General features: G+C 59.1%; 18 protein-coding genes and 1 pseudogene. 7 read left to right on the top strand and 12 right to left on the bottom strand.

Annotated elements, in window-relative coordinates; all coding sequences use genetic code 11:
• Window positions 1–106: 106 nt before the first annotated feature.
• The 3 genes from CKW18_RS02120 to CKW18_RS02110 form a co-directional block, all read right to left on the bottom strand.
• Window positions 107–472, bottom strand: a complete 366-nt coding sequence (locus tag CKW18_RS02120) for a histone-like nucleoid-structuring protein, MvaT/MvaU family (RefSeq protein WP_095187240.1) — start codon at window positions 470–472, stop codon at window positions 107–109.
• A 233-nt stretch (window positions 473–705) separates the two neighbouring features.
• Window positions 706–2,241, bottom strand: coding sequence for an EAL domain-containing protein (locus CKW18_RS02115; protein WP_095187239.1), 1,536 nt, complete (start codon window positions 2,239–2,241; stop codon window positions 706–708).
• A 114-nt stretch (window positions 2,242–2,355) separates the two neighbouring features.
• Entirely contained in the window at window positions 2,356–3,228 is an 873-nt protein-coding gene (locus CKW18_RS02110) for a LysR family transcriptional regulator (protein WP_095187238.1), read from the bottom strand.
• A gap of 77 nt (window positions 3,229–3,305) precedes the next feature.
• Here CKW18_RS02110 and CKW18_RS02105 point away from each other — a divergent pair, with 77 nt between their 5' ends.
• Window positions 3,306–4,253 (top strand): DMT family transporter, encoded by a 948-nt coding sequence (locus CKW18_RS02105; RefSeq protein WP_095187237.1) that lies wholly within the window; start codon window positions 3,306–3,308, stop codon window positions 4,251–4,253.
• Window positions 4,254–4,497: 244 nt separating this feature from the next.
• A complete protein-coding gene (gene hppD / locus CKW18_RS02100; protein WP_095187236.1) occupies window positions 4,498–5,574 on the top strand; it encodes a 4-hydroxyphenylpyruvate dioxygenase in 1,077 nt (358 codons plus the stop codon).
• A 113-nt stretch (window positions 5,575–5,687) separates the two neighbouring features.
• Here hppD and rarD read toward each other — a convergent pair.
• From rarD to CKW18_RS02085, 3 genes and pseudogenes are all read right to left on the bottom strand, one after another.
• A pseudogene (rarD, locus tag CKW18_RS02095) lies at window positions 5,688–6,526 on the bottom strand (EamA family transporter RarD).
• Between the two features lie 234 nt (window positions 6,527–6,760).
• On the bottom strand, window positions 6,761–7,774 hold the full coding sequence (locus CKW18_RS02090; RefSeq protein WP_095187235.1) for an aldo/keto reductase: 1,014 nt from the start codon (window positions 7,772–7,774) through the stop codon (window positions 6,761–6,763).
• A 69-nt stretch (window positions 7,775–7,843) separates the two neighbouring features.
• Window positions 7,844–8,743: a LysR family transcriptional regulator gene (locus CKW18_RS02085; protein ID WP_095187234.1), complete on the bottom strand. Its 900-nt coding sequence runs from the start codon at window positions 8,741–8,743 to the stop codon at window positions 7,844–7,846.
• Between the two features lie 98 nt (window positions 8,744–8,841).
• Between CKW18_RS02085 and CKW18_RS02080 the strand changes: the two genes are divergently transcribed.
• The gene (locus CKW18_RS02080; RefSeq protein ID WP_095187233.1) at window positions 8,842–9,198 is read left to right on the top strand and encodes a hypothetical protein; all 357 of its coding nucleotides are present in this window, start codon (window positions 8,842–8,844) and stop codon (window positions 9,196–9,198) included.
• A 77-nt stretch (window positions 9,199–9,275) separates the two neighbouring features.
• Here the strand turns inward: CKW18_RS02080 and CKW18_RS02075 are convergent, their stop codons facing one another.
• On the bottom strand, window positions 9,276–10,586 hold the full coding sequence (locus CKW18_RS02075) for an MFS transporter (RefSeq protein ID WP_095187232.1): 1,311 nt from the start codon (window positions 10,584–10,586) through the stop codon (window positions 9,276–9,278).
• Between the two features lie 171 nt (window positions 10,587–10,757).
• On the opposite strand from CKW18_RS02075, the gene CKW18_RS02070 reads away from it, so the two are divergent.
• The 3 genes from CKW18_RS02070 to CKW18_RS02060 all read left to right on the top strand — a co-directional run bounded on the left by CKW18_RS02070 (window position 10,758) and on the right by CKW18_RS02060 (window position 15,094).
• A complete protein-coding gene (locus CKW18_RS02070; protein ID WP_095187231.1) occupies window positions 10,758–11,876 on the top strand; it encodes a sugar diacid recognition domain-containing protein in 1,119 nt (372 codons plus the stop codon).
• A gap of 225 nt (window positions 11,877–12,101) precedes the next feature.
• Entirely contained in the window at window positions 12,102–13,241 is a 1,140-nt protein-coding gene (locus tag CKW18_RS02065; protein WP_095187230.1) for a glycerate kinase, read from the top strand.
• Window positions 13,242–13,468: 227 nt separating this feature from the next.
• A complete protein-coding gene (locus CKW18_RS02060; protein ID WP_095187229.1) occupies window positions 13,469–15,094 on the top strand; it encodes a methyl-accepting chemotaxis protein in 1,626 nt (541 codons plus the stop codon).
• A gap of 64 nt (window positions 15,095–15,158) precedes the next feature.
• On the opposite strand, the gene CKW18_RS02055 is transcribed toward CKW18_RS02060, so the two are convergent.
• Window positions 15,159–15,530: a hypothetical protein gene (locus CKW18_RS02055; protein ID WP_141233062.1), complete on the bottom strand. Its 372-nt coding sequence runs from the start codon at window positions 15,528–15,530 to the stop codon at window positions 15,159–15,161.
• 227 nt (window positions 15,531–15,757) lie between these two features.
• Between CKW18_RS02055 and CKW18_RS02050 the strand changes: the two genes are divergently transcribed.
• Window positions 15,758–16,945 (top strand): pyridoxal phosphate-dependent aminotransferase, encoded by a 1,188-nt coding sequence (locus tag CKW18_RS02050; RefSeq protein WP_095187227.1) that lies wholly within the window; start codon window positions 15,758–15,760, stop codon window positions 16,943–16,945.
• A 126-nt stretch (window positions 16,946–17,071) separates the two neighbouring features.
• On the opposite strand, the gene CKW18_RS02045 is transcribed toward CKW18_RS02050, so the two are convergent.
• The 4 genes from CKW18_RS02045 to CKW18_RS02030 are packed head-to-tail and all read right to left on the bottom strand — an operon-like array spanning window position 17,072 to window position 21,211.
• Window positions 17,072–18,049 carry a D-glycerate dehydrogenase gene (locus CKW18_RS02045; protein WP_095187226.1) on the bottom strand — a complete coding sequence of 326 codons (978 nt, stop codon included), beginning with the start codon at window positions 18,047–18,049 and terminating at the stop codon, window positions 17,072–17,074.
• A gap of 13 nt (window positions 18,050–18,062) precedes the next feature.
• On the bottom strand, window positions 18,063–19,361 hold the full coding sequence (locus CKW18_RS02040; protein WP_095187225.1) for an MFS transporter: 1,299 nt from the start codon (window positions 19,359–19,361) through the stop codon (window positions 18,063–18,065).
• Window positions 19,362–19,416: 55 nt separating this feature from the next.
• Window positions 19,417–20,436, bottom strand: a complete 1,020-nt coding sequence (locus CKW18_RS02035; RefSeq protein WP_095187224.1) for a sugar kinase — start codon at window positions 20,434–20,436, stop codon at window positions 19,417–19,419.
• Entirely contained in the window at window positions 20,429–21,211 is a 783-nt protein-coding gene (locus CKW18_RS02030) for an AP endonuclease (RefSeq protein WP_095187223.1), read from the bottom strand. Before CKW18_RS02030 ends, CKW18_RS02035 begins: the two co-directional genes overlap by 8 nt.
• Window positions 21,212–21,328 lie beyond the last annotated feature (117 nt).

Below are 21,328 nucleotides of genomic sequence, written 5' to 3'. Positions count from 1 at the left end.
GCGCGTTACAGGGAGATCCAAACTTGCTCTGCGAAATTCGATGCTTTTGTTAGATATTGTCAAAAAAAAGCCCCGCATAAAGCGGGGCTTGTTTGTTGCCGTGAAATTAACCACGCAACCAGGAGTCAACGGTGGCTGCACCGTATTGCTCCTTCCAGGCCTTCAGGCCGCGATGGTTGCCGCCCTTGGTTTCGATCAGTTCGCCAGTATGTGGGTTGTGATAAACCTTGACCACGCGAGCGCGGCGGGTTTTCGGGGCTGCAGAGATTTGCAGGCCGGATTTTGCCGGATTCGGATCGAGAATGGCGATGATGTCCTTCAAGCCTTTGCCGTAGCTTTTCATCAGCCCCTGGAGCTTTTCTTCGAATTCGATTTCTTTCTTGAGCCCGGCATCGTTCTTCAGCGATTCCAACTGCTTGAGCTGTTCCTGAAGGGCCTTTTCAGCTGCGCGAAATTCAGCGAGTCTGGACAATATCTTTACTCCAATAGTGTGTTTGGCTGATACCAACCGCAAACAAAAGCTATAAGCCAAGAGCCTTGAGGCGACTCGATGATAATGGCTCACCTGCAGGTTCTACGCAGGTAGAAAAATTGTAGTAGTTAATGCGCCAAGAGTAAATCCTGACTTTTTCTTCATGTAACTACGGTGGTCTTTTGTATCAATTTGGTGCGCCTTTGTGATGCGCAAGGCTCAATTGTATTTAGTTAATGGTGACGTAATGCATTGATGAAGTCGGCGCCAGGCATCGGTTTGCCGAACAGATAGCCTTGCAGGAAGTTGACGTGATGGGCAGTCAGATAATCGGCCTGCGCCTGGGTTTCTACACCTTCGGCAACAATACCCAGATCAAGCTTGGCCGACAGTTCGATAATCGTATCGAGAATGTGCCGTGACAGCGCGTCGATACCGATCATGGCGACGAAGCTTTGGTCGATCTTGAGAAAGTCGACATTGAATGTACGCAGGTATCCGAGACTCGAGTGGCCGGTGCCGAAGTCATCGATGGCAATCATCACGCCCAGCGCATGTAATTGTTCGAACAGCTGGAGCGTGATCTCGGTCGGCTCGATCAGCTCGCGCTCGGTCAACTCCAGCACCAGATTCACGCTGTCTGGCGCGAACGCGGCGAGAAACACGCGGCAGTCGTTGACCAGTTGCAGATCCTTGCAATGGCTTGCGGTGATGTTGATACCGATGTGAAACGGTTTGTCGAAGTTCGATGACAGCGGGCCAAGCAGGGTAGCGGTCTGCTGCATCAAGGCGCGGGTCATCGGCACGATCAAACCCGAATGCTCGGCGAACGGAATAAACAGATCCGGACGCACCAGGCCTTCCTTTGGGTGGTTCCAGCGCATCAACACTTCGGCCCCCGACCACTGTTTGCTGTCGCCATGCACCACTGGCTGGAAGTACGGAATGAATTCCCCGGCTTCCAGGGCGCGAAGCATTTCATGGCTCGGCGAAGTGGAGCGCATCTGCACGACATGACCGATTGCACCCGAGACCACACCAAAAAAGATCAGCAAGCTGAACAGGGGAGGATAAACCTCGGCCATGTAGCGCCAGATTTCCCCCTTCGGAAAACCGGCTGAAATACTGAACGCGTAGCGCGAAGAGTCGAGCATGCTTTGCGCTACCGGCAGCGCAGGCAGGTCGCCTTTGTGTACTTTTCCGTCAGCGGAGAGCCAGTTATCGCCCACTTGCAGCATCAGCAATGTTTGCCGGCCGATCAGGCGCAACATGTTGCTCAGGTGATAGCCGTCCAGTGTCGTCAGCGCGCTGCCGTGACCTTCGCTGAGCCGGTAAACCAGCAGCGCAGTATTCGGCGTGACCGGATTACCGTTCATCAACCACAACTTGCCCTGGTTGTAGTCACCGGGGTTAACGGCTTCCTTATAGTCACCAAACAATGAGCTGCAATAGAGATTGTCGTCCCACACCAGATTGGTCGAGCGCACGAAAGGGCGGCGAGTGACCTGTTCGCGCAACGCCAGTTTGACGCTTTCGCACGGTTGTCCGGCCAGCGGCAGCAGCTCGTGGGCGGCCTGAGCGGTGTTGTCGAGCATCAACTCGAATTGATGCAATGCCTCTTCGGCGGTCTGCTGTGAACTGTGCTCCAGCGTACGCTCGGCCTGCATGTAAAGAATCGCGACGCCCAGCAACACCGGGAGCATTCCACTGAGCAGCGTTACCACGAGGCGGGTGCTGCGTTTGCGGCGGGGGCTGACGGTCAACGGCATGGGCGCATCCTGTCGCGAAAAGGTGGGGCTATCGAATGCGGGCCGGTCATCGGTGCGCCGCTGGAAACATTTCAACCAGAAGGGATGATAGATGGCAGATGACGCTCGCGCCGCTCATCGGTGATTCATGCGGGCGGCCAGTTCGATAAAGGCCAGCGCTGCCGGTGAGGCCTGGCGCCGGTCGAGCACAGCGAGACCGACCTGGCGATTCACGGTGGGTACCAACGGTATTGTTACGTAATCGCGCTGTTGTGTGTCCGGCAGTGAAGCTTCGGCTACCAGGGTGATCGCGTCGCCCCGACTGACCGTGTCGAGCGTGCTGAGCAATTGCGAGCACCGATAACGGATGTTCGGTTGCAGCTTCGCCGCGTTAAACAATCTTAAAACCAACTCTGAGGATCCGGCCTCGGTGAGAACGAATGGGTCAGCACAAAGTTCTTTCAGGCTCAGCGCGGGCCGCGCCGCCAAGGGGTGCGCGGTGGGGAGCAGGGCAACCATCTGGTCCTCGATCAAGGCAAAAGTATCGAATCGTTCTTCGGGCAACACCACGAAACCGATGTCGATCCGCCGTTCTTCCAGCCACTGAATGACTTGCCGATCGGGGCCCTCATTGATGTGCACTTCAATCCCGGGGTGGGCCTCGCGATAGCGTCGCAAAATGCTCGGCAGCAACCTGATTGACGAAGTCGGCCCGAATGAGCCAATACGCAAAGTGCCACGTTTCATGCCACGTGCGTCCGCCGCTTCCTGGCGCAGCGTGTTGGCCAGACCGAGCATCGCTCGGGCGCGCAGCAATAACTGCTCGCCGATATCACTGAGTTCCACCTGCGATTGATGCCGGCGCAGCAATTCAACGCCCAGTTCTTGCTCCAGCGACTTCATCGCGTGGGACACCGCCGATTGCGAAATGCCCAGGCGATGCGCGGCGAGGGTGAATCCACGCAGCTCGGCGACCAGCGAGAAGATCTCGAGTTGAGTGAGGGTCATGAGTTTTTGCTCATTTTACGATGACTGGACATGAGGCCAATGATACGTCATCTGTCAGCCACTCAGTTTGGAGCGTCATGCCTAATGCCGAGCAAGCCCACACACCCCCATCAGACATGCCGGTGTATCTGAGCCTCGCGGCCGTCACCATGGTGTGGGGGGGAACATTTGTCGCTGGCCGGTTTCTGGCCGGTAGTCTCAGTCCGATGTTTGCTGCAAGCCTTCGATTCCTGTTGGCCAGTGCCGCGCTGCTCGGTTTCTTGTGGCTCGCGCGGATCCCCTTGGCGCGGCCGACGCCACGGCAATGGTCGCAACTGACGCTGCTCGGGTTCTTCGGCATCTTCTTCTACAACGTGTGCTTCTTTTATGGCCTTCAGTACATCAACGCGTCGCGGGCCTCGTTGATTGTTGCGTTGAATCCTGCGGTGATTGGCCTCGCTTCATGGCTGCTGTTCAAAGAGCACCTTGGACGTATGAAGGTCGCGGGTATCACGATCTGCATTGCCGGCGCCGGTCTGGTCATTGTCAGCCGTCATCCGCAACTGATGACAGCGGCACCGGATGCGTGGATGGGGGACCTGTTGATTTTCGGTTGCGTATTGGGCTGGGGTGTTTATTCGCTGTTTTCCCGCCGCCTCAACCAGACACTTGGGCCGGTGCAGACCGTGACGTACTCGATCCTGATCGGCACGCTGATGCTGTGGACATTGGCAGCGGTTCGCGGTGAATTGAGCTGGACGGCGCTGGTCCAGCTGGGCGCGGCGCAATGGCTCAGTCTGGGCTATCTCGGTGTGCTCGGCTCGGCGCTGGCCTACATCGGCTATTACGATGGCATCCGCAAAATCGGCGCCACCCGATCCGGCGTTTTTATCGCCTTGAACCCATTGACCGCCGTGATCCTCGGCGCACTATTGCTCGGTGAGCAACTGACACTGGCCATGTGCCTGGGTGGCGCACTGATCCTCGCAGGCATTTACCTGTGTAACAAACCCCTTGCACCGGCGTTGAAAAAGCGGATTTTATAGAGAGGGCAGACAACCCTATTTACGCTGTGTAGAATCGGGTTACGCATACAATAATAATCGTCTTCTGGCAGCAGAAGCCTCGCCCGCAAGAGCCTTGGGTCGACAATGAAGATATTCGGGTTTCAACTGATCTACGGTGACTTCCTCGCCCGCAGTGTGCGCGGCATCTCCTGTGCGCCACCCACGTCTCGGCATGACTGACAAATAACCCTGGTTAATTGATAAGAAATGATGAGGCGTCACCATGGCAGATTTATACGAAAACCCAATGGGCCTGATGGGCTTTGAGTTCATCGAGCTGGCATCGCCGGTTCCTGGCACCCTGGAGCCGATCTTCGAGATCATGGGCTTCACTAAAGTCGCGACCCACCGTTCCAAGAACGTGCACCTGTATCGTCAGGGCGCGATCAACCTGATTCTCAATAACGAACCGAACAGTGTGGCGTCGTACTTCGCGGCCGAGCACGGTCCGTCGGTATGCGGCATGGCGTTCCGCGTCAAGGATTCGCAAAAGGCCTACAACCGCGCACTGGAAATCGGCGCTCAGCCGATCCACATCGAAACCGGCCCGATGGAGCTGAACCTGCCGGCGATCAAAGGCATTGGTGGCGCGCCGTTGTACCTGATCGACCGTTTTGGCGAAGGCAGCTCGATCTATGACATCGACTTCGTGTTTATCGAAGGTGTTGATCGCAATCCGGTCGGTGCCGGCCTGAAAATCATCGACCACCTGACGCACAACGTGTACCGCGGTCGCATGGCTTACTGGGCGAACTTCTACGAGAAGCTGTTCAACTTCCGCGAAATCCGTTACTTCGACATCAAGGGTGAATACACCGGTCTGACCTCGAAAGCGATGACCGCACCGGACGGCATGATCCGCATCCCGCTGAACGAAGAGTCGTCCAAGGGCGCCGGGCAGATCGAAGAGTTCCTGATGCAGTTCAATGGCGAGGGCATCCAGCACGTCGCGTTCCTCTCCGACGACCTGATCAAGACCTGGGATCACCTGAAAAAAATCGGCATGCGCTTCATGACCGCACCGCCGGAAACCTACTACGAAATGCTTGAAGGCCGCCTGCCGAATCACGGCGAGCCGGTTGACCAACTGCAATCACGCGGCATTCTGCTCGACGGTTCGTCGGAGCAGGGCGACAAGCGCCTGCTGCTGCAGATCTTCTCGCAAACCCTGATGGGCCCGGTGTTCTTCGAATTCATCCAGCGTAAAGGCGACGATGGTTTCGGTGAAGGCAACTTCAAGGCACTGTTCGAGTCGATCGAGCGTGACCAGGTGCGTCGTGGTGTACTTGCCACCGAGTAATCCGCAATTGAAATAAAAAAATCCCGACCTGCTGCGATGCAGGGTCGGGATTTTTTTTGTTTCACTCAAACCCTGTGGGAGCGAGCTTGGTCCCACATTTGTTTGCGTTGGGCTTAAGGACGGCGCTGCCGCATCAGGTGTTTAAAGCCTTCAAACACCAGCACCACAACCGCCAGCCAGATCGGTATATACGTCAGCCATTCACCCGACTTGATACTCTCGCCGAGCAACAACGCCACACCGAGCAACAGCACCGGTTCAACGTAACTCAACAAACCGAACAGACTGAACGGCAGCAATCGGCTGGCAATGATGTACACCACCAGCGCCGATGCGCTGATCAGGCCGAGCAACGGAATCAGCCACAGCAAGCCCGGATACTGATCGAACACGCCAAAGCCTTGCTCGCCACCCTGCACAAGCCACCAAGGTTGTCGGTTTTCAGGTATTTGCGCAGAACGAAATACAGCGGGTAGCCGACCACGACCACCACCGTTGCCCAGGAAAACCCGCCAACCTGATACAACTCGTTCAACACACCTAAACTTGCGAAGAACACGGCAATCTTTTGCAGGTACGACAGGCTGTCACCGTAGGCAATCCGTCCGGTCAGCACCATGGCCAGCGGCAGCAGGAAGTAGCCCAGCGAAACGTCGAGGCTGTAGCCGTTGAGCGGCGCCCACATGAATAGCCACAGTTGTACGCCGAGCAAGGCCGCAGAGACGATCAAGGCGCCGATCAGTTTCGGCTTCGCCGCCATCAGGCGGACCAGCTCCAGCACTCGCCGCCATTCCCCGGATACCAGCATGAACACGGTCATGCACGGCACGGTCAGCAGCATCCGCCAGCCAAAGATCTCCACGCCGCTCAACGGGGTGAGCAACGAGGTGTAGTAATACATGACGGCAAACAGCACCGAGGCCGAAACCGATAAAGCGATACCTTTAGACAAACTGTCCTCGCGGGTGGGTGATCAAACGGGGCGCGCAGGATACGTGGTTTTTGTGCTGAATATTGGCCGAGTGATCAATATTCCCCACATCCTGAAGATAAGCGCAAAACCTGTGGGAGCGAGCCTGCTCGCGAAAGCGGTGTGTCAGACAACGCAGATGTTGAATGTGCCGGCCTCTTCGCGAGCAGGCACGCTCCCACAATGGATTTGTATTGCTCCCGCAATCTGCTTACTTCAAGCCTGACGCGGTTTACGCCCCGACACAAAATGGCTCACATCATTGAACCCCGGCGTCGACGCATGTCCCGGTGTTACCAGCGAATCGATAAACGCCTCATCCTCGGCCGTGATCTTCACCGCCTGCGCCTTGGTGTACGCATCCCATTGGGCTTCAGTGCGCGGCCCGACAATCGCCGAGGTCACCGCGCTGTTGTTCAACACCCAGGCAATCGCAAACTCGATAATGCCAACACCACGCCCTTCGGTGTATTGCTGAATCTGCTGGGCAATACGCAGCGACTCAACACGCCATTCGGTCTCCAGAATGCGTTTGTCCTGACGTCCGGCGCGGCTGTTGGCGTCCGGCGTCACGTCTGGCGCGTATTTGCCGCTGAGCACGCCACGGGCCAATGGGCTGTAAGGCACAACGCCCAGACCATAAGTCTGTGCAGCGCTGAGCTGTTCGGTCTCGGCCTGGCGGTTGACGATGTTGTACAGCGGCTGGCTGATCACCGGCCGATCAACGCCGAGTTTATCGGCGATGCGAATCACCTCGGCAATCCGCCAGCCGCGATAATTCGACAAGCCCCAATAACGAATCTTGCCCTGACGGATCAGGTCGCCAATCGCCGAAACCGAGACTTCCAGCGGCGTGTTGTGGTCTTCGCGGTGCAGGTAATAAATGTCGAGGTAATCAGTGCCGAGCCGGGTCAGGCTGGCATCGAGTCCGTTGAAGATGTGTTTACGGCTTAAACCGCTACGGTTCGGCACACCGTCCACCGGGCCGAAACCGACCTTGGTCGCCAGCACCCATTCATGGCGGTTGCCGGCAATCGCTTCGCCGACGATCTCTTCGGAGCGGCCATTGGTGTAGACGTCAGCGGTGTCGATGAAGTTGATGCCCTGATCCCAGGCCTTGTCGATGATGCGCAGCGATTCCTCGGTGCTGGTCTGCTCGCCAAACATCATCGTGCCAAGGGTGAGGGTGGAGACCTGCAACCCCGAATGGCCCAGTGTTCGATAGCTCATGCCGAAATCCTTTTTGTCGGTGGGAGAACGCTAATCAAATACCAGATGCTTGCAATGCGGCAAAGTGAATTATCGGTTCAACCCACGGCAGCGTTCCTGCAAAAACAGCTGCAAGACTTTAACCCGTTCTGACACCTGCATTCGATGCGGGCAAAGCAGATTGAACGGCGCGCTCTCGCCTTGCCAGTCATCGAGCAATGTCACCAGCCGTCCGGCGCGCACGTCTTCGGCGACATCGAGCCAGGCCTTGTAGGCGATGCCATGCCCGGCCAGCGCCCAGCGGCGGGCGACTTCGCCGTCGTCGCTGAGGTAGTCGCCGCGCACTTCGACTTCCAGCGTTTCGTCGTCGCGACTGAAGCGCCAAGTGTTGTAAGGCCGGCCGTTACGCAGATAGAGCAGGGCGCTGTGCTGGCTCAATTGGCGGGGATCTTGCGGCGTACCGTGGTGCGCAAGATAGTCGGGACTGGCGCAGGCAACGCGACGATGCGCAGGCAGAATCGGCAATGCCACCAGCGTCGAATCGCTCGGCACCCCGAAGCGCAGCGCGATGTCCACGGTTTCGCGAAACAGATCGGCATGCCGGTCGTTGAGCAGCAGCTGCAACTGAATACGCGGATGCTCGCGCTTGAAATCGTCCAGCCACGGCAGCAGCACATTGCGTCCGAAGTCCGAGGGCGCCGCCAGTTGTAAAGCACCGTTGAGGCCTTCGGTCTGTTGCTTCAAGGCCTGTTCACCCTCGGCCAGGGTGCCGAGCGCCAGACGCACGCTTGCAAGATAACGCCGGCCTTCTTCGGTCAGGCGCATGCTGCGGGTGGAGCGGGCGAGCAAGCGGATACCGAGGCGGGTTTCCAGGCGTTTCAAGGCGATGCTGCAAGCCGCAGGGGTCAGATCCAGATCCCGGGCGGCGGCGGAAATGCTCCCGGAATCGGCCACGCGGACGAAGATTTCCAGATCGAGAATCGAGCTCATTAGTAAAAATCCTTTAAAGATCTTTGCGTTTTAGCCGGATTTTTCCGTGATTGGCAAGTGTGGATACTGCAATCAATGAATAAGCGCAGGAGAGGAACATGACCTGGACATTCGATCATCTGGCCTTCAACGCCGCTGACGGCCAGACCTTGCAGGATAATTTCGCGGCATTGCTCGGCCTTGCACCGGGGCGTCGTCCGCCATTCCCGTTTCCGGGTCGCTGGCTGTATCAGGATGCGCACGCCGTGGTGCATGTGATCGAGCAGTCGACGTTCGCCGACACCGCACTGAGCCACATCGCGTTTCGCACCGATGAGCCGGCAGAAAGGGTGTTGCAGCGGGTGCGAGAAAGTGGCTTGCCGTACCAGTTGGCGCAAGTGCCTGAGGATGGGATCTGGCAGATTTTTGTACAGATGCCGGGCGGGTTGGTGATTGAGCTGGATGCTCGCGCTTGACAGCAAAAAGATCCACGCCCGCGCCAGCCCCCGATCCCTTGGAGCTGCCGTAGGCTGCGATCTTTTGATCTTTTAAATCAAGCCCGCAACGTCCGCGTCATGCGCAACGCCAGCAAGCTGCCGGCAACAATCACACCCGCCAGCAGATACAACGCGGCATCGGTCGAGCCGGTGCTGTCCTTGACCCAACCCACCAGATAAGGGCTAAGGAACCCGGCCATCTGCCCCATCGAGTTGATCAGCGCCAAACCACCGGCAGCGGCGCCGGCGCTCAACATGGCCGTTGGCACCGGCCAGAACATCGGCAGCCCGGTCAGCGCGCCCATGGTGGCAATGGTCAAACCGAGAATCGCAATTGCCGGATTGGCTGCGAAATTCACCGCGATCACCAGACCGATCGCGCCCATCAGCATTGGCACCACCAGATGCCAGCGGCGCTCTTTGCGCAGATCCGCCGAACGCCCGACCACCAGCATGAATACCGCTGCCAGCAGATACGGAATCGCACTCAACCAGCCGATCACCAGGTTGTCACTGAAACCGAGGTTCTTGATGATCGACGGCAGCCAGAAATTGATCGCGTACACGCCGCTCTGGATACAGAAGTAGATCAAGCCAAACGCCCAGATCGCCGGGTTCTTGAACACCGCGAGCAATGAGTCGGAGGTGGTCTTTGGCTTGTTCGCCAGGTCCTCGGCCTGATCCGCTTCGAGCACGGCACGCTCATGCGCAGTCAGCCATTTGGCATTGGCGAAGCTGTCGCTCAACAGGAAGTAGGCGAGCACCCCGAGGATCACGGTCGGAATGCCTTGCAGCAGAAACATCCACTGCCAACCGGCCAAACCGCCCTGGCCTGCGGCGAAGTGATTGAGAATCCAGCCCGAGAACGGGCTACCCAGCAGTCCAGAAACCGGGATCGCCGACATGAACAGCGCCATGATCCGCCCACGGCGGAAGGTCGGGAACCACTGCGAGAGATACAACACGACACCCGGGAAGAACCCGGCTTCCGCCGCACCGGTAAACAGACGCAGGGTGTAGAACTCGGTGGGGGTGGTGACGAACAGCAGGCAGGTCGACAGCGTGCCCCAGGTGATCATCATCACGGCAATCCAGCGCCGTGGGCCAAATTTGGTCAGCGCCAGGTTGCTCGGCACGCCGCACAGCACGTAGCCGATGAAGAAGATACCGGCGCCAAGGCCATAAACGGTTTCGCTGAATTTCAGTGCGTCGAGCATCTGCAGTTTGGCAAATCCAACGTTGACCCGGTCGAGGTAGTTGAACAGGTAGCAGATGAAGATGAAGGGGATTAAACGCAGGGTGATGCGTTTATAAACGGCGTTTTTATCGTCGTCGATGGTCTGGGTAGCTGCGGCGCTCTGCGACATAGCGGCTCTCTCTTTATTATGATTTTTTGCGATGCAAAGGGTAACGTTGATCGCCCTGAGAGTCTCGACCACCCTTGGCCGGATTGTCTTTGTGCCTGAGCACAGGGTTTGTCGCCAAGCCCTGTGCGCGTGAACAACCGCCCGTGCCTGTTTATAAGGATTTGCTTCGTTATGTTCGAACTCGACCACGACCTCGCTCAGGACATCGTCGACCGGGCCATGGCCATTTTGCCGTACAACGTCAACGTCATGGACAGCCAGGGCCTGATCCTCGGCAGCGGTGAAGCGGAGCGGATCAATACCCGGCATGAAGGCGCGCAACTGGTGCTGGCCAACGGTCGGGTGGTGGAGATTGACGCGCCGACTGCCATGCATCTGAAGGGTGTGCAGCCAGGAATCAACCTGCCGCTGATGCTCGACCAACGCTTGATCGGCGTGCTTGGCATCACCGGCGAGCCCGAGCAACTGCGCACTTACGCCGAACTGGTGCGCATGACGGCAGAGATGTTGGTCGGCCAGCGCAATCAGCAGGCCGAGCAGCAATGGCGGCGGCAACGCTGCGATGACTTGCTGGCATTGCTGCTGAGTGAGGCCGGGGATTCGCCACGGTTGCTCGATGAGGCACAGCAACTGGGGCTCAAACCACAATTGACGCGGGTGCCGTATCTGTTTGAACTGGGTCTGGAACACGGGCCGGGGCAAACCGTCGATGCGCTGAGTGCGTGGCTGATGTCGCGCTATCCGGACAGCTGGTGCGTGAGTTCGGCGAAGTCGTCACTGTTGTGGTGCCGCCCGGCGAGCCAGCACATTGAACATGATCGTTTGCTGGAGAAACTCGACGGTCTGGGCTGGAACATTCTGCGCATCGCCGTGGGCGGGCAAGCGGAGGGGTTGAGCGGTTTGCGCCGGTGTTATCGACGGGTCGCGGATCTGCTCGCCTATGGCCGCGAAGTCTTGCCGCATTCCAGGTTGCTCAACCTTAACCGCTACCGATTGCCTGTCATGCTCTGGCGCCATCGCAACGATGACGCGCTCGATGAACTCCTCAAGCCACTGCGCAAAGTAATCGCCAAGGACGGCAACGGTCAGTTGCTCGCGACGCTGCGCAGCTGGTGTGAACACGATGGACAGAGCCAGGCGTGTGCCGACGCGCTGGGGATTCATCGCAACAGCCTGCGCTATCGGATGGAACGGATTGCCGAGATCAGTGGGGTCGATCCGTTAAGGCTGGAAGGGATGTTGGCGCTGTACCTTGGCGTGCAACTGCTGCCGCAGACTGATCCGAGTTAATCGGCTGATGCCACTGACGCCTTCGCGAGCAAGCCCGCTCCCACAGGTGGAGTGCATTCCCATTGTGGGAGTGGGCTTGCTCGCGAAGAGGCCGGTGTATCCAACACACATTTCCGGGGGTTTTGTAGAAATGAACAATAACCCCCCGCGCCAATTGTGCAGCGGACAGGCGTCAAGGCGCATGCCGACTGGCAGCATGAGGGGCATTGGAACTGGAGAATTCGCATGAAGATCGTCATTGCCCCCGATTCGTTCAAGGACAGCCTGAGTGCCCAAGGCGTCGCCGAGGCCATTGCCCTGGGCCTTTCGCAAGTGTGGCCGCACGCCACGCTGATCAAATGCCCGATGGCTGACGGCGGCGAAGGCACGGTCGAATCGATTCTCGCCGCGTGCGAAGGCGAGTTGCGCCGTAACCGTGTGCGTGGCCCGTTGGGCACGCCGGTTGACGCCGCGTGGGGCTGGTTGCCGCACAACCACACCGCAATCATTGAAATGGCCGAGGCCAGTGGCTTGCAACTGGTGCCGCCGGGGCAGCGCGATGCGTGCATCAGCAGCACGTTCGGCACGGGCGAGCTGATTCGGGCGGCGCTGGATGCCGGTGCCCAACGGGTGATTCTGGCGATTGGCGGCAGCGCAACCAATGATGGCGGCGCCGGTGCCATGCAGGCACTGGGGGGGAAATTGCTGGATGGGCAAAACCAGTCGTTGGTGCCCGGTGGTCTGGCATTGGCACAACTGGCGCACCTGGACTTGAGCGAACTGGACCCGCGTCTGGCGCACGTGCGCTTCGATATTGCCGCTGATGTGAACAATCCGCTGTGCGGCCCGCACGGTGCTTCGGCAATTTTCGGCCCGCAGAAAGGGGCATCGCCTGCGCAAGTGCAACAACTCGATCAGGCCCTGGGGCATTTCGCCCAGTTGAGTGCGCAGGCTTTGGGCAAAGACGTTCGCGACGAACCCGGCAGCGGTGCCGCAGGTGGTTTGGGGTTTGCCGCCAAGGCATTTCTCGGTGCGCAATTTCAAGCTGGGGTCGAGGTAGTCGCCGAGTTAGTCGGGCTGGCCGAAGCGGTCAAAGGCGCGGATCTGGTGATCACCGGGGAAGGGCGCTTCGACGCGCAGACGTTGCGTGGCAAAACTCCGTTCGGCGTGGCGCGGATTGCCAGACAACACGACGTGCCGGTGATCGTCATTGCCGGGACGCTGGGAGAGGGCTATCAGGAACTCTACAACCACGGTATCGATGCGGCGTTTGCCGTCACCAGTGGCCCCATGACGCTGGAGCAGGCCTGCGCTGAAGCACCACGATTGCTGCGTGAACGCGCTACCGATATCGCCCGCGTGTGGCAACTCGCCGCAAAACCCTGAGACGTCCGCACTGTAGGAGCTGTCGACATCGGCGGTCAGCTGTTTCATTGCTGTAACGCCCTGAAAAATATTTCATCTTTACCCTCATCCTTTCTAAAGCCGGGCCGATACAGCCAATAGGCGCGCACAAAAATCCTCAAAAACAGTGACGCCGCACTGTAGCCCGCCCTCCGGGCCAGTGATCAGGGCATGGACGCTCGTAGCTTCTATCTTTCGAGAGCCCAACCATGTCCTTACGTAACCTGAATATCGCGCCCCGTGCCTTCCTTGGTTTTGCGTTTATTGCCTTGTTGGTGATCGTGCTCGGTGTGTTTGCCGTCAACCGCATGTCGATCATCCGCCAGGCTTCCATCGACATGGAGTCGAACCAGATTCCCGGCGTGGCTCAACTCAGCGCGGTGACGGAAAACGTTCTGCGTCTGCGAATCTTGTCCTACCGCACACTGGTCAATCGCGAACCCTCCGACTTGCAGGATACTGCGGGGCTCATTGGCGCGGTGCTCGACAAGTTGCGCGCAGCTCAAGCCAGCTATGCTGCGCTGCCGACCGGTGGTGAGGAACGAGCGCTCTACCAGACCTTCGTATCGACGCTGGATAACTACTTGCAAGCGCAAAAACAGATGATGGACCTGTCGCGTCAAGACAAACTCGAAGACATGCGCACTCTGATGAACACGCGGATCAAGGACGGTACCGACCAGATGGGCGAGCAGTTGAATAGACTGATCGCCATCAACGCTGCCGATGCGAAAACTGCATCGCTTCAGGCGGGCGATAATTACGACAGCGCCATCACCGGCATCGTCATCGTCGCGGTGGTTGCCGCGCTCGCCACCGTGTTGCTGGCGCTGTTGTTGACGCGCAGCATCGTCACCCCGCTGAACCGTGCCGTTGAGGCGGCGCAAACCATCGCCGATGGCAACCTGACCAAGCTTATCGAAGTCGACGGCAAGGACGAACCGGCGCGCCTGCTCACGGCCCTTGCCGCGATGCAGACCAACCTGCGCAAAACCATCGAACAGATCGCCGGTTCCGCCACGCAATTGGGCGCCGCCGCCGAGGAGCTCAGCGCCGTCACCGAAGAAGCCTCCCGTGGCCTGCAACAGCAGAACAATGAAATCGAACAGGCGGCCACCGCCGTCAACGAGATGACCGCCGCAGTGGAGGAGGTGGCGCGTAACGCCGTGTCGACTTCCGAAGCCTCGAACCAGTCGACCCACGCCGCCCGTGAAGGTCGCGATCAAGTGGTGAAAACCGTCGACGCGATCCAGACCATGACCCACGACGTGCAGAACACCGCGCAAATGATCGAAGGCCTCGCCGCGCAAGGTCGCGACATCGGCAAAGTGCTCGACGTGATCCGGGCGATTGCCGAACAGACCAACCTGCTGGCACTCAACGCCGCCATTGAAGCCGCTCGCGCAGGTGAAGCCGGACGTGGTTTCGCCGTGGTCGCGGACGAAGTACGCGCACTGGCCCACCGCACTGCGCAGTCGACGCAAGAGATCGAGAAAATGGTTGCCGGCATTCAGAACGGCACCGGCGAAGCGGTTTCCTCGATGCAGCAAAGCAACCAGCGCACTCAGTCCACCCTGGAAATGGCCCGTGCTGCCGGCGTTGCACTGGAGCAGATCACCCAGTCGATCCACCAGATCAACGAACGCAACCTGGTGATCGCCAGTGCTTCGGAAGAGCAGGCGCAGGTCTCGCGTGAAGTCGACCGCAACCTGGTCAACATCCGTGACCTGGCCACGCAATCGGCTGACGGCGCCAACCAGACCAGCGCCGCGACCCACGAACTGTCGCGTCTGGCGGTGAATTTGAATGCCATGGTGGCGCGTTTTGTGATTTGAGCACTGCGCGCTATTGGAGGGCCGGCGTTATCCGGCCCTCCAATGGCATTGCGACGCTCATGGGTTATGGCGTTTCGGTATCCAGATCGACGCGTATGAATTTCCCTACCGACATATCGGAGGCTCCGCCCGCACGGCTGAAGATTCTGTAGTGCATTAAATGAACGCCCTTCTCCACGCCACGGAACAGCGCTCCAGGCACAGCGAGCATGCTGATATGGGCATTGATATCAATCAGCGCCCCAGCTGTAAATCCAGCTCCAGCCACGGGGTAAGGATTTGGCGGTCCGAAGTATACGACCACGTAATCCCCTGCCTGGCTTTGCGGGTAACGGGGAATTCCCAACTGTACAACGTCACAGTGCCTTTTCAGGTAATCAGTGGTCACGCCGTTTTCCAGCAGTTTGTCATCGATAACCGGAATGGGCAGCTTCAATCCTTTTGCCGGAATCTTCTTTCACTCCGTAATTGGGCATCGCATCAACGATTTTCAGCGGCGAGAGTTTTTCCATTTGTCAAACCTCCTTTGGGTTCAGAGTCAACATTAGGCCGAAGCATTTTTTTTCCCGCTACTGTCAAACTTGACAGTTCGCTTTTCGCGCTGGCGTGTTATGTGATTTGAGATAGGGTGAAGGCTGGAGACCGCGCAACCAGGAGGCGTACATGCGCTATTCAGCCTTGACCCAACGAATCGCCGGCGAGGGAGCAGCGGCCTGGCAGATTCATGACCGAGCGCTGGAACTGCGCGCCGAGGGTGTCGATATTTTGCTGCTGAGCGTCGGCGATCCGGATTTCGATACACCGTTGCCGATCGTCCACGGTGCCATCGACAGCCTGTTGGCCGGCGATACGCATTATTCCGACGTGCGCGGCCGGTTGGCGCTGCGCAAGTTGATCGCCCAGCGTCATCACCGACGCAGCGGGCAAACGGTCGATGCCGATCAGGTGATCGTCATGCCCGGTGCGCAATGCGCGGTGTATTCGGTGGCGCAATGCTTGCTCGATCCGGGCGACGAGGTGATTGTCGCTGAGCCGATGTACGTGACCTATGAAGGCGTGTTCGGCGCTTGCGGAGCGACCGTAGTGCCGGTGCCGGTGCGACCGGAAAACGGTTTTCGCGTCGATCCTGCGGATGTTGCCGGGCGAATCACGCCGAAAACCCGTGCCATGCTGCTCAACAGTCCGAACAATCCCAGCGGTGCGAGCCTGTCACTGCTCATCTGGCAGGAACTGGCGGCGCTGTGCATTCGCCACGACTTGTGGCTGATCAGCGACGAGGTTTACAGCGAACTTCTTTATGAAGGGCAACACATCAGCCCGGCGAGCCTGCCGGGCATGGCCGACCGCACGGCGACGATCAACAGCCTGTCGAAATCCCACGCGATGACCGGGTGGCGTGTCGGCTGGATGATCGGGCCGAAATCGTTGGCCGAACATCTGGTCAATCTGTCATTGAGCATGCTGTTCGGTTTGCCGGATTTCGTGCAGAAAGCCGCGCAAGTGGCGCTGGAAACAGATCTGCCGGAAGTGACGCAGATGCGCGAGGAATATCGTCTGCGTCGGGATCTGGTGTGCGAACGCTTGCGCGGCTGCCCGGGGTTGCAGCCGATTTGCCCGGATGGCGGGATGTTCGTGATGGTCGATGTGCGCCAGACCGGGCTCGGCGCGCAGGCGTTTGCCGAGCGTTTGCTTGAGGGGTATGGCGTGTCAGTGCTGGCCGGTGAAGCCTTCGGGCCGAGTGCGGCAGGGCATATCCGCATCGGGCTGGTGGTGGATCGGGTGAAACTGGCAGATGCCTGTGCGCGGATTGCGCTGTGTGCGGTGCAGCTGTTACAGGCGCGCAGTGCCTGACATTTAGGGTTGCCAGTACCGGCCTCTTCGCGAGCAGGCTCGCTCCCACATTGGTTTTGTGAACACTGAAGATCCAGTGTGGGAGCGAGCCTGCTCGCGAAGGCGGCATTACGGTCACTGATTAATTCAGCCCTGCCAAGTCGATGGACTCACCAGATTCACAGGCCTCTCCCCACCCAATGCGGCCAACAGATTCTCCACCGCACACCGCGCCATCGCTTCGCGCGTCTCATGCGTAGCCGAACCCATGTGCGGCGTCGCCACCACATTGTTGAGCTGCAACAACGGTGAATCATGCTGCAACGGCTCACGTTCGAACACATCCAGCCCCGCCGCGCGAATCCGGTTGTGCCGCAGCGCCTCAATCATCGCCGCTTCATCGACAACCTTGCCTCGCGAGATATTGATGAAGATGCTCTCCGGGCGCATCAGCGCAAACTGTTCGGCGCCGATCAGTTTTTCGGTCTGCGCGGTCAGCGGCAAAGTCAGGCAGATGAAATCCGCCTGCTTCAACAGATCTTCAAGGCTGCGGTACTGCGCATCAAAGCGCTCTTCAACCGCAGGTTTGCGCGACTGGCTGTGATAAATCACGGGCATGCCAAAGCCGAAGTGCCCACGCTGAGCCAGCGCCTCACCGATGCGCCCCATGCCGATAATCCCCAATGTCTTGCCATGCACATCGGTGCCGAAATGCGCCGGGCCGATGTTGCGATGCCACTGACCGCTGCGCACCATATTGGCCAGTTCCACCACCCGCCGGGCAGCGGCGAGGATCAAGGCAAAACCAGTGTCAGCCGTGGTTTCGGTGAGTACATCCGGCGTGTTGGTCAGCAGGATCTTGCGCCGGGTCAGGTAGTCGATGTCGTAGTTGTCGACGCCCACCGAGACGCTGGCAATCGCCTCCAGTTGCGGCGCCAGATCCAGCAGCGCGGCGTTGAGCTTCAGGCTGGCACCGAGCAAGCCGTGGGCGCGGGGCAAGGCGTCGCGCAGTTGCATCAGACCGTCAGCGTCGAGGCGTTCAATCAACGTCACGTCAAACTGTTGTTGCAGGCGCGCCATCAGCGCGGGCGAGAGTTTCTTGTACAGAACGACCTGTTTTTTCATGGCAAAAATCTCTTCAGGAGTGAGCCGGCACGGGACGCGTGGCCACGGCTTTGGCGACGACGCGATCGCTGGCGCCGGGCTTGAGGAAAATCGTCAGCACCACCGACAGCATCAGCGCGCCGCTCATCAGCAGGTATGAAGCACCGGGCGAACCGGTGGAACTGTTCAGGTAACCGACCAGATATGAGCCACCGAACGAACCAAGTGCGCCCATGCTGTTGATCAGTGCCATGGCCCCCCCGGCGACGTTGGCCGGGAGAATCTCCGGCACGATCGCGAAGAACGGCCCGTAAGGCGCGTACATGCAGGCGCCGGCAATCACCAGCAGCGTGTACGACCACCAGAAATGTTCCGCGCCAAGCGCGTAGGAGCCGTAAAACGCAATCGAGGCGATCAGCAGCGGCGGCCAGACGAAGCGTTTGCGTTTTTGCAGTTTGTCCGAGCCCCACGAGACGGCGAGCATGCCGATCACCGCTGCCAGATACGGCAACGCCGACAGCCAGCCGGCCTCGATCATGTCCATTTGCGCGCCGGCCTTGAGGATCGACGGCAGCCACAGCACAAAGCCGTAGACGCCGATGCTCCAGCAGAAAAACTGCAACGCCAGGATGATCACCTTCGGCGAACGGAACGCCTCGGCGTAGTTCTTCACCGCTTTGATGCCGACCTGTTCGGCGGCCAGGGCGCTTTCCAGATCCTGCTTTTCCTGGTCGGTCAGCCATTTGGCCTGGGCCGGACGGTCATCGGCCAGACGCCACCAGATAAACGCCCACAGCACCGCCGGCAAACCTTCGATGATGAACATCCAGCGCCAGCTGAAATGCTGCACCAGGTACCCGGAAACCACCGACATCCACAGCATCGTGACCGGATTGCCGAGGATCAGAAAGGTGTTGGCTCGTGAGCGTTCGGCACGGGTGAACCAATGGCACAGGTACACCAGCATTGCCGGCATGACGGCGGCTTCGACCACGCCGAGCATGAACCGGATGACGATCAGCCAATAGGCGTTGGAGACCACGCCAGTCAACGTGGCGAGGCCGCCCCAGAGGATCAGACTGACGAAAATCAGTTTCTTCACGCTGTGCTTTTGCGCGTAGATCGCACCGGGTACCTGGAAGAAAAAGTAGCCGAGGAAGAACAGCGCGCCGAGCAATGAAGACAGGCCCGGGGTGATCATCAGGTCTTCGGCCATGCCGGACGCGGCGGCGAAACCGTAATTGGCGCGATCGAGATACGCCAGGCTGTAGGTGATGAACACGATCGGCATGATGTACCACCAGCGGCGGGCGGCGAGGGTTGCGGTTTTCATGGTGTTGCTCCTGAGCTTGTTGTTTTTGTCGCAGCAGGTTCAAATTTTTCGCTGACTAGGCTGGCCTCTTCGCGAGCAGGCTCGCTCCCACAAGGGAATGCATTTCAAACGCGGGAGCGAGCCTGCTCGCGAAGGCAGACTCAAATTCAACCGATAACTCCAGGCGGGTCGGCAACCCCTCCATATCTCCACGACTCTGCACCGCACGACTGCCAATCCAGTTCGCCCGCTGCACTGCCTCGGCAAAGCTCTGGTGTTCCAGCAGGGCACTGATCATCCCCACCGCAAAGCCGTCCCCGGCACCCACAGTGTCGACAACATTGGCCACTGGCACCCCGGCGACAAAGCCCTGATCCAGATGCGTACGGTAATAAGCTCCCTCTGGGCCAAGCTTGATCACCACCGCTTCGGCACCTTGGTCCAGATAAAACGCGGCAATGTCCGCCGGATCGTCAAAACCGGTGAGCAAACGACCTTCGCTCAAACCCGGCAGCACCCAATGGGCGAGGGCGGCGAGGCGATTGATTTCGCTGATCATCTCGCGCTCGCTGGCCCACAGGCTCGGGCGCAGGTTGGGGTCGAACGACACGCTGCGCCCGGCGTTGCGCATGCGTGTCATCAGTTCGAAAGACATCTCCCGGGCCGATGCAGACAGAGCCGGCGGGATGCCGGTGGCGTGCAGATGCCGGGCGCTCAGCACACTGGCGCTGATCGACTGCGGCGACAGATGACTGGCCGCCGAACCGCGCCGGAAATACTCGACTTGCGGGTCGCTGCCATCGTCAGTGCGGGACTTGAACTGAAAACCGGTCGGATGATTGTCATCGACGGCGACATGGCTGCAATCCAGCCCTTCCCTGGCCAGGCTCCGTACCACAAAACGCCCCAGCGAATCGTCGCCAACGCGGCTCAGCCACGCGACATTGAAACCCAGACGTGACAGGCCGATCGCCACATTGCTGTCCGCTCCGGCAATGCGCTTGTGAAATTGCTCGACCATCGCCAGATCACCGGTTTGCTCGGCCACCAGCATCGCCATGGTTTCGCCGAACGACAGAATATCGATCTCAGACATGAGCAGGCTCCAGACGGGATTGGCCGAGGCGGGCGAGGGCGGCGACGTGCTCGGTGGTCAATTGCACGAGGTCATCGCCCTGCAACGGATATTCGGCGGCGCGCATGACGCCTTGGGCCATGTGCCGCAGCAGTTGTTCCCACAGATGCAGGTCACCCACCGCAGGCGGTACCGCGACCAGTTTGCCGTCGCCGCGACGGGCCACGGCTTTGCAATGCACGTAACCGACATGCCGACCGAGCAGGCGCGCGGCGTTGGTCGCGCACTGGTCCTGCCACTGCCAGTTACCGATGTCGAAGGTCATCTTGATGGGCAGGTTGTGTTGTTCAACGGCGGTGAAGAAGCGCTGAAACGGTTCGATGCGGCCACCGTGCAGGGTCTGGTCGTTTTCCACCAACAACTGCACCGGGCTGTTATTGAGTCGTTGCTGCAAGACCGACAAATCGCAGTTGTCGTTGAAGTAGCCAAGCGAGACTTTCAGCCACTTCGAACCAAACGCCTCGGCGTGTTGCAGTGCGGTAATCAACTCCGGGTTCGGATGAGACTGCCCGGCGAGCCACAGCTCGGTGGGCGAGGAATAGATACTCTGCAGCCCCTGCGCCAGAGTGGCGGCGCACAATTGCGCGGGCACTTCGCGGGTCAGCAACTCTTCGCGCCACTCGATGCGATCGGCACCGGCAGCGGCCAGTACATCGATGAAAAAGTCTTGCCCGCGCTGACGCACAAGCTCGGCGCCGTAGCTGGACAGGCTGATGGAAACGGCAGGTTTATTCATTGTTGTGTACCTCTGAAACCGGTTTCATTTTTGTTCAAATTTTTAGGTGTTTCCAGGTTGTCCTTCCGGGCCCCATCGCTGGCAAGCCAGCTTCCACAGGTTTTGTGTGTGCCGCGG

This window comes from Pseudomonas sp. Irchel 3E19 (genome assembly GCF_900187585.1).
In the GTDB taxonomy this organism is placed as follows: Bacteria; Pseudomonadota; Gammaproteobacteria; order Pseudomonadales; family Pseudomonadaceae; genus Aquipseudomonas; species Aquipseudomonas baetica.
This window is presented reverse-complemented; position numbering and strand designations above follow the sequence as displayed.

What these genes read in the sequence shown, in the direction of transcription:
- CKW18_RS02060 (WP_095187229.1), top strand. Translation starts at nt 13,469, where the DNA reads ATGTCCTTACGTAACCTGAATATCGCGCCCCGTGCCTTCCTTGGTTTT.
- CKW18_RS02045 (WP_095187226.1), bottom strand. Translation starts at nt 18,049, where the DNA reads ATGAAAAAACAGGTCGTTCTGTACAAGAAACTCTCGCCCGCGCTGATG.
- hppD (WP_095187236.1), top strand. Translation starts at nt 4,498, where the DNA reads ATGGCAGATTTATACGAAAACCCAATGGGCCTGATGGGCTTTGAGTTC.
- CKW18_RS02040 (WP_095187225.1), bottom strand. Translation starts at nt 19,361, where the DNA reads ATGAAAACCGCAACCCTCGCCGCCCGCCGCTGGTGGTACATCATGCCG.
- CKW18_RS02050 (WP_095187227.1), top strand. Translation starts at nt 15,758, where the DNA reads ATGCGCTATTCAGCCTTGACCCAACGAATCGCCGGCGAGGGAGCAGCG.
- CKW18_RS02105 (WP_095187237.1), top strand. Translation starts at nt 3,306, where the DNA reads ATGCCTAATGCCGAGCAAGCCCACACACCCCCATCAGACATGCCGGTG.
- CKW18_RS02085 (WP_095187234.1), bottom strand. Translation starts at nt 8,743, where the DNA reads ATGAGCTCGATTCTCGATCTGGAAATCTTCGTCCGCGTGGCCGATTCC.
- CKW18_RS02070 (WP_095187231.1), top strand. Translation starts at nt 10,758, where the DNA reads ATGTTCGAACTCGACCACGACCTCGCTCAGGACATCGTCGACCGGGCC.
- CKW18_RS02065 (WP_095187230.1), top strand. Translation starts at nt 12,102, where the DNA reads ATGAAGATCGTCATTGCCCCCGATTCGTTCAAGGACAGCCTGAGTGCC.
- CKW18_RS02035 (WP_095187224.1), bottom strand. Translation starts at nt 20,436, where the DNA reads ATGTCTGAGATCGATATTCTGTCGTTCGGCGAAACCATGGCGATGCTG.
- CKW18_RS02075 (WP_095187232.1), bottom strand. Translation starts at nt 10,586, where the DNA reads ATGTCGCAGAGCGCCGCAGCTACCCAGACCATCGACGACGATAAAAAC.
- CKW18_RS02110 (WP_095187238.1), bottom strand. Translation starts at nt 3,228, where the DNA reads ATGACCCTCACTCAACTCGAGATCTTCTCGCTGGTCGCCGAGCTGCGT.
- CKW18_RS02030 (WP_095187223.1), bottom strand. Translation starts at nt 21,211, where the DNA reads ATGAATAAACCTGCCGTTTCCATCAGCCTGTCCAGCTACGGCGCCGAG.
- CKW18_RS02090 (WP_095187235.1), bottom strand. Translation starts at nt 7,774, where the DNA reads ATGAGCTATCGAACACTGGGCCATTCGGGGTTGCAGGTCTCCACCCTC.
- CKW18_RS02080 (WP_095187233.1), top strand. Translation starts at nt 8,842, where the DNA reads ATGACCTGGACATTCGATCATCTGGCCTTCAACGCCGCTGACGGCCAG.
- CKW18_RS02115 (WP_095187239.1), bottom strand. Translation starts at nt 2,241, where the DNA reads ATGCCGTTGACCGTCAGCCCCCGCCGCAAACGCAGCACCCGCCTCGTG.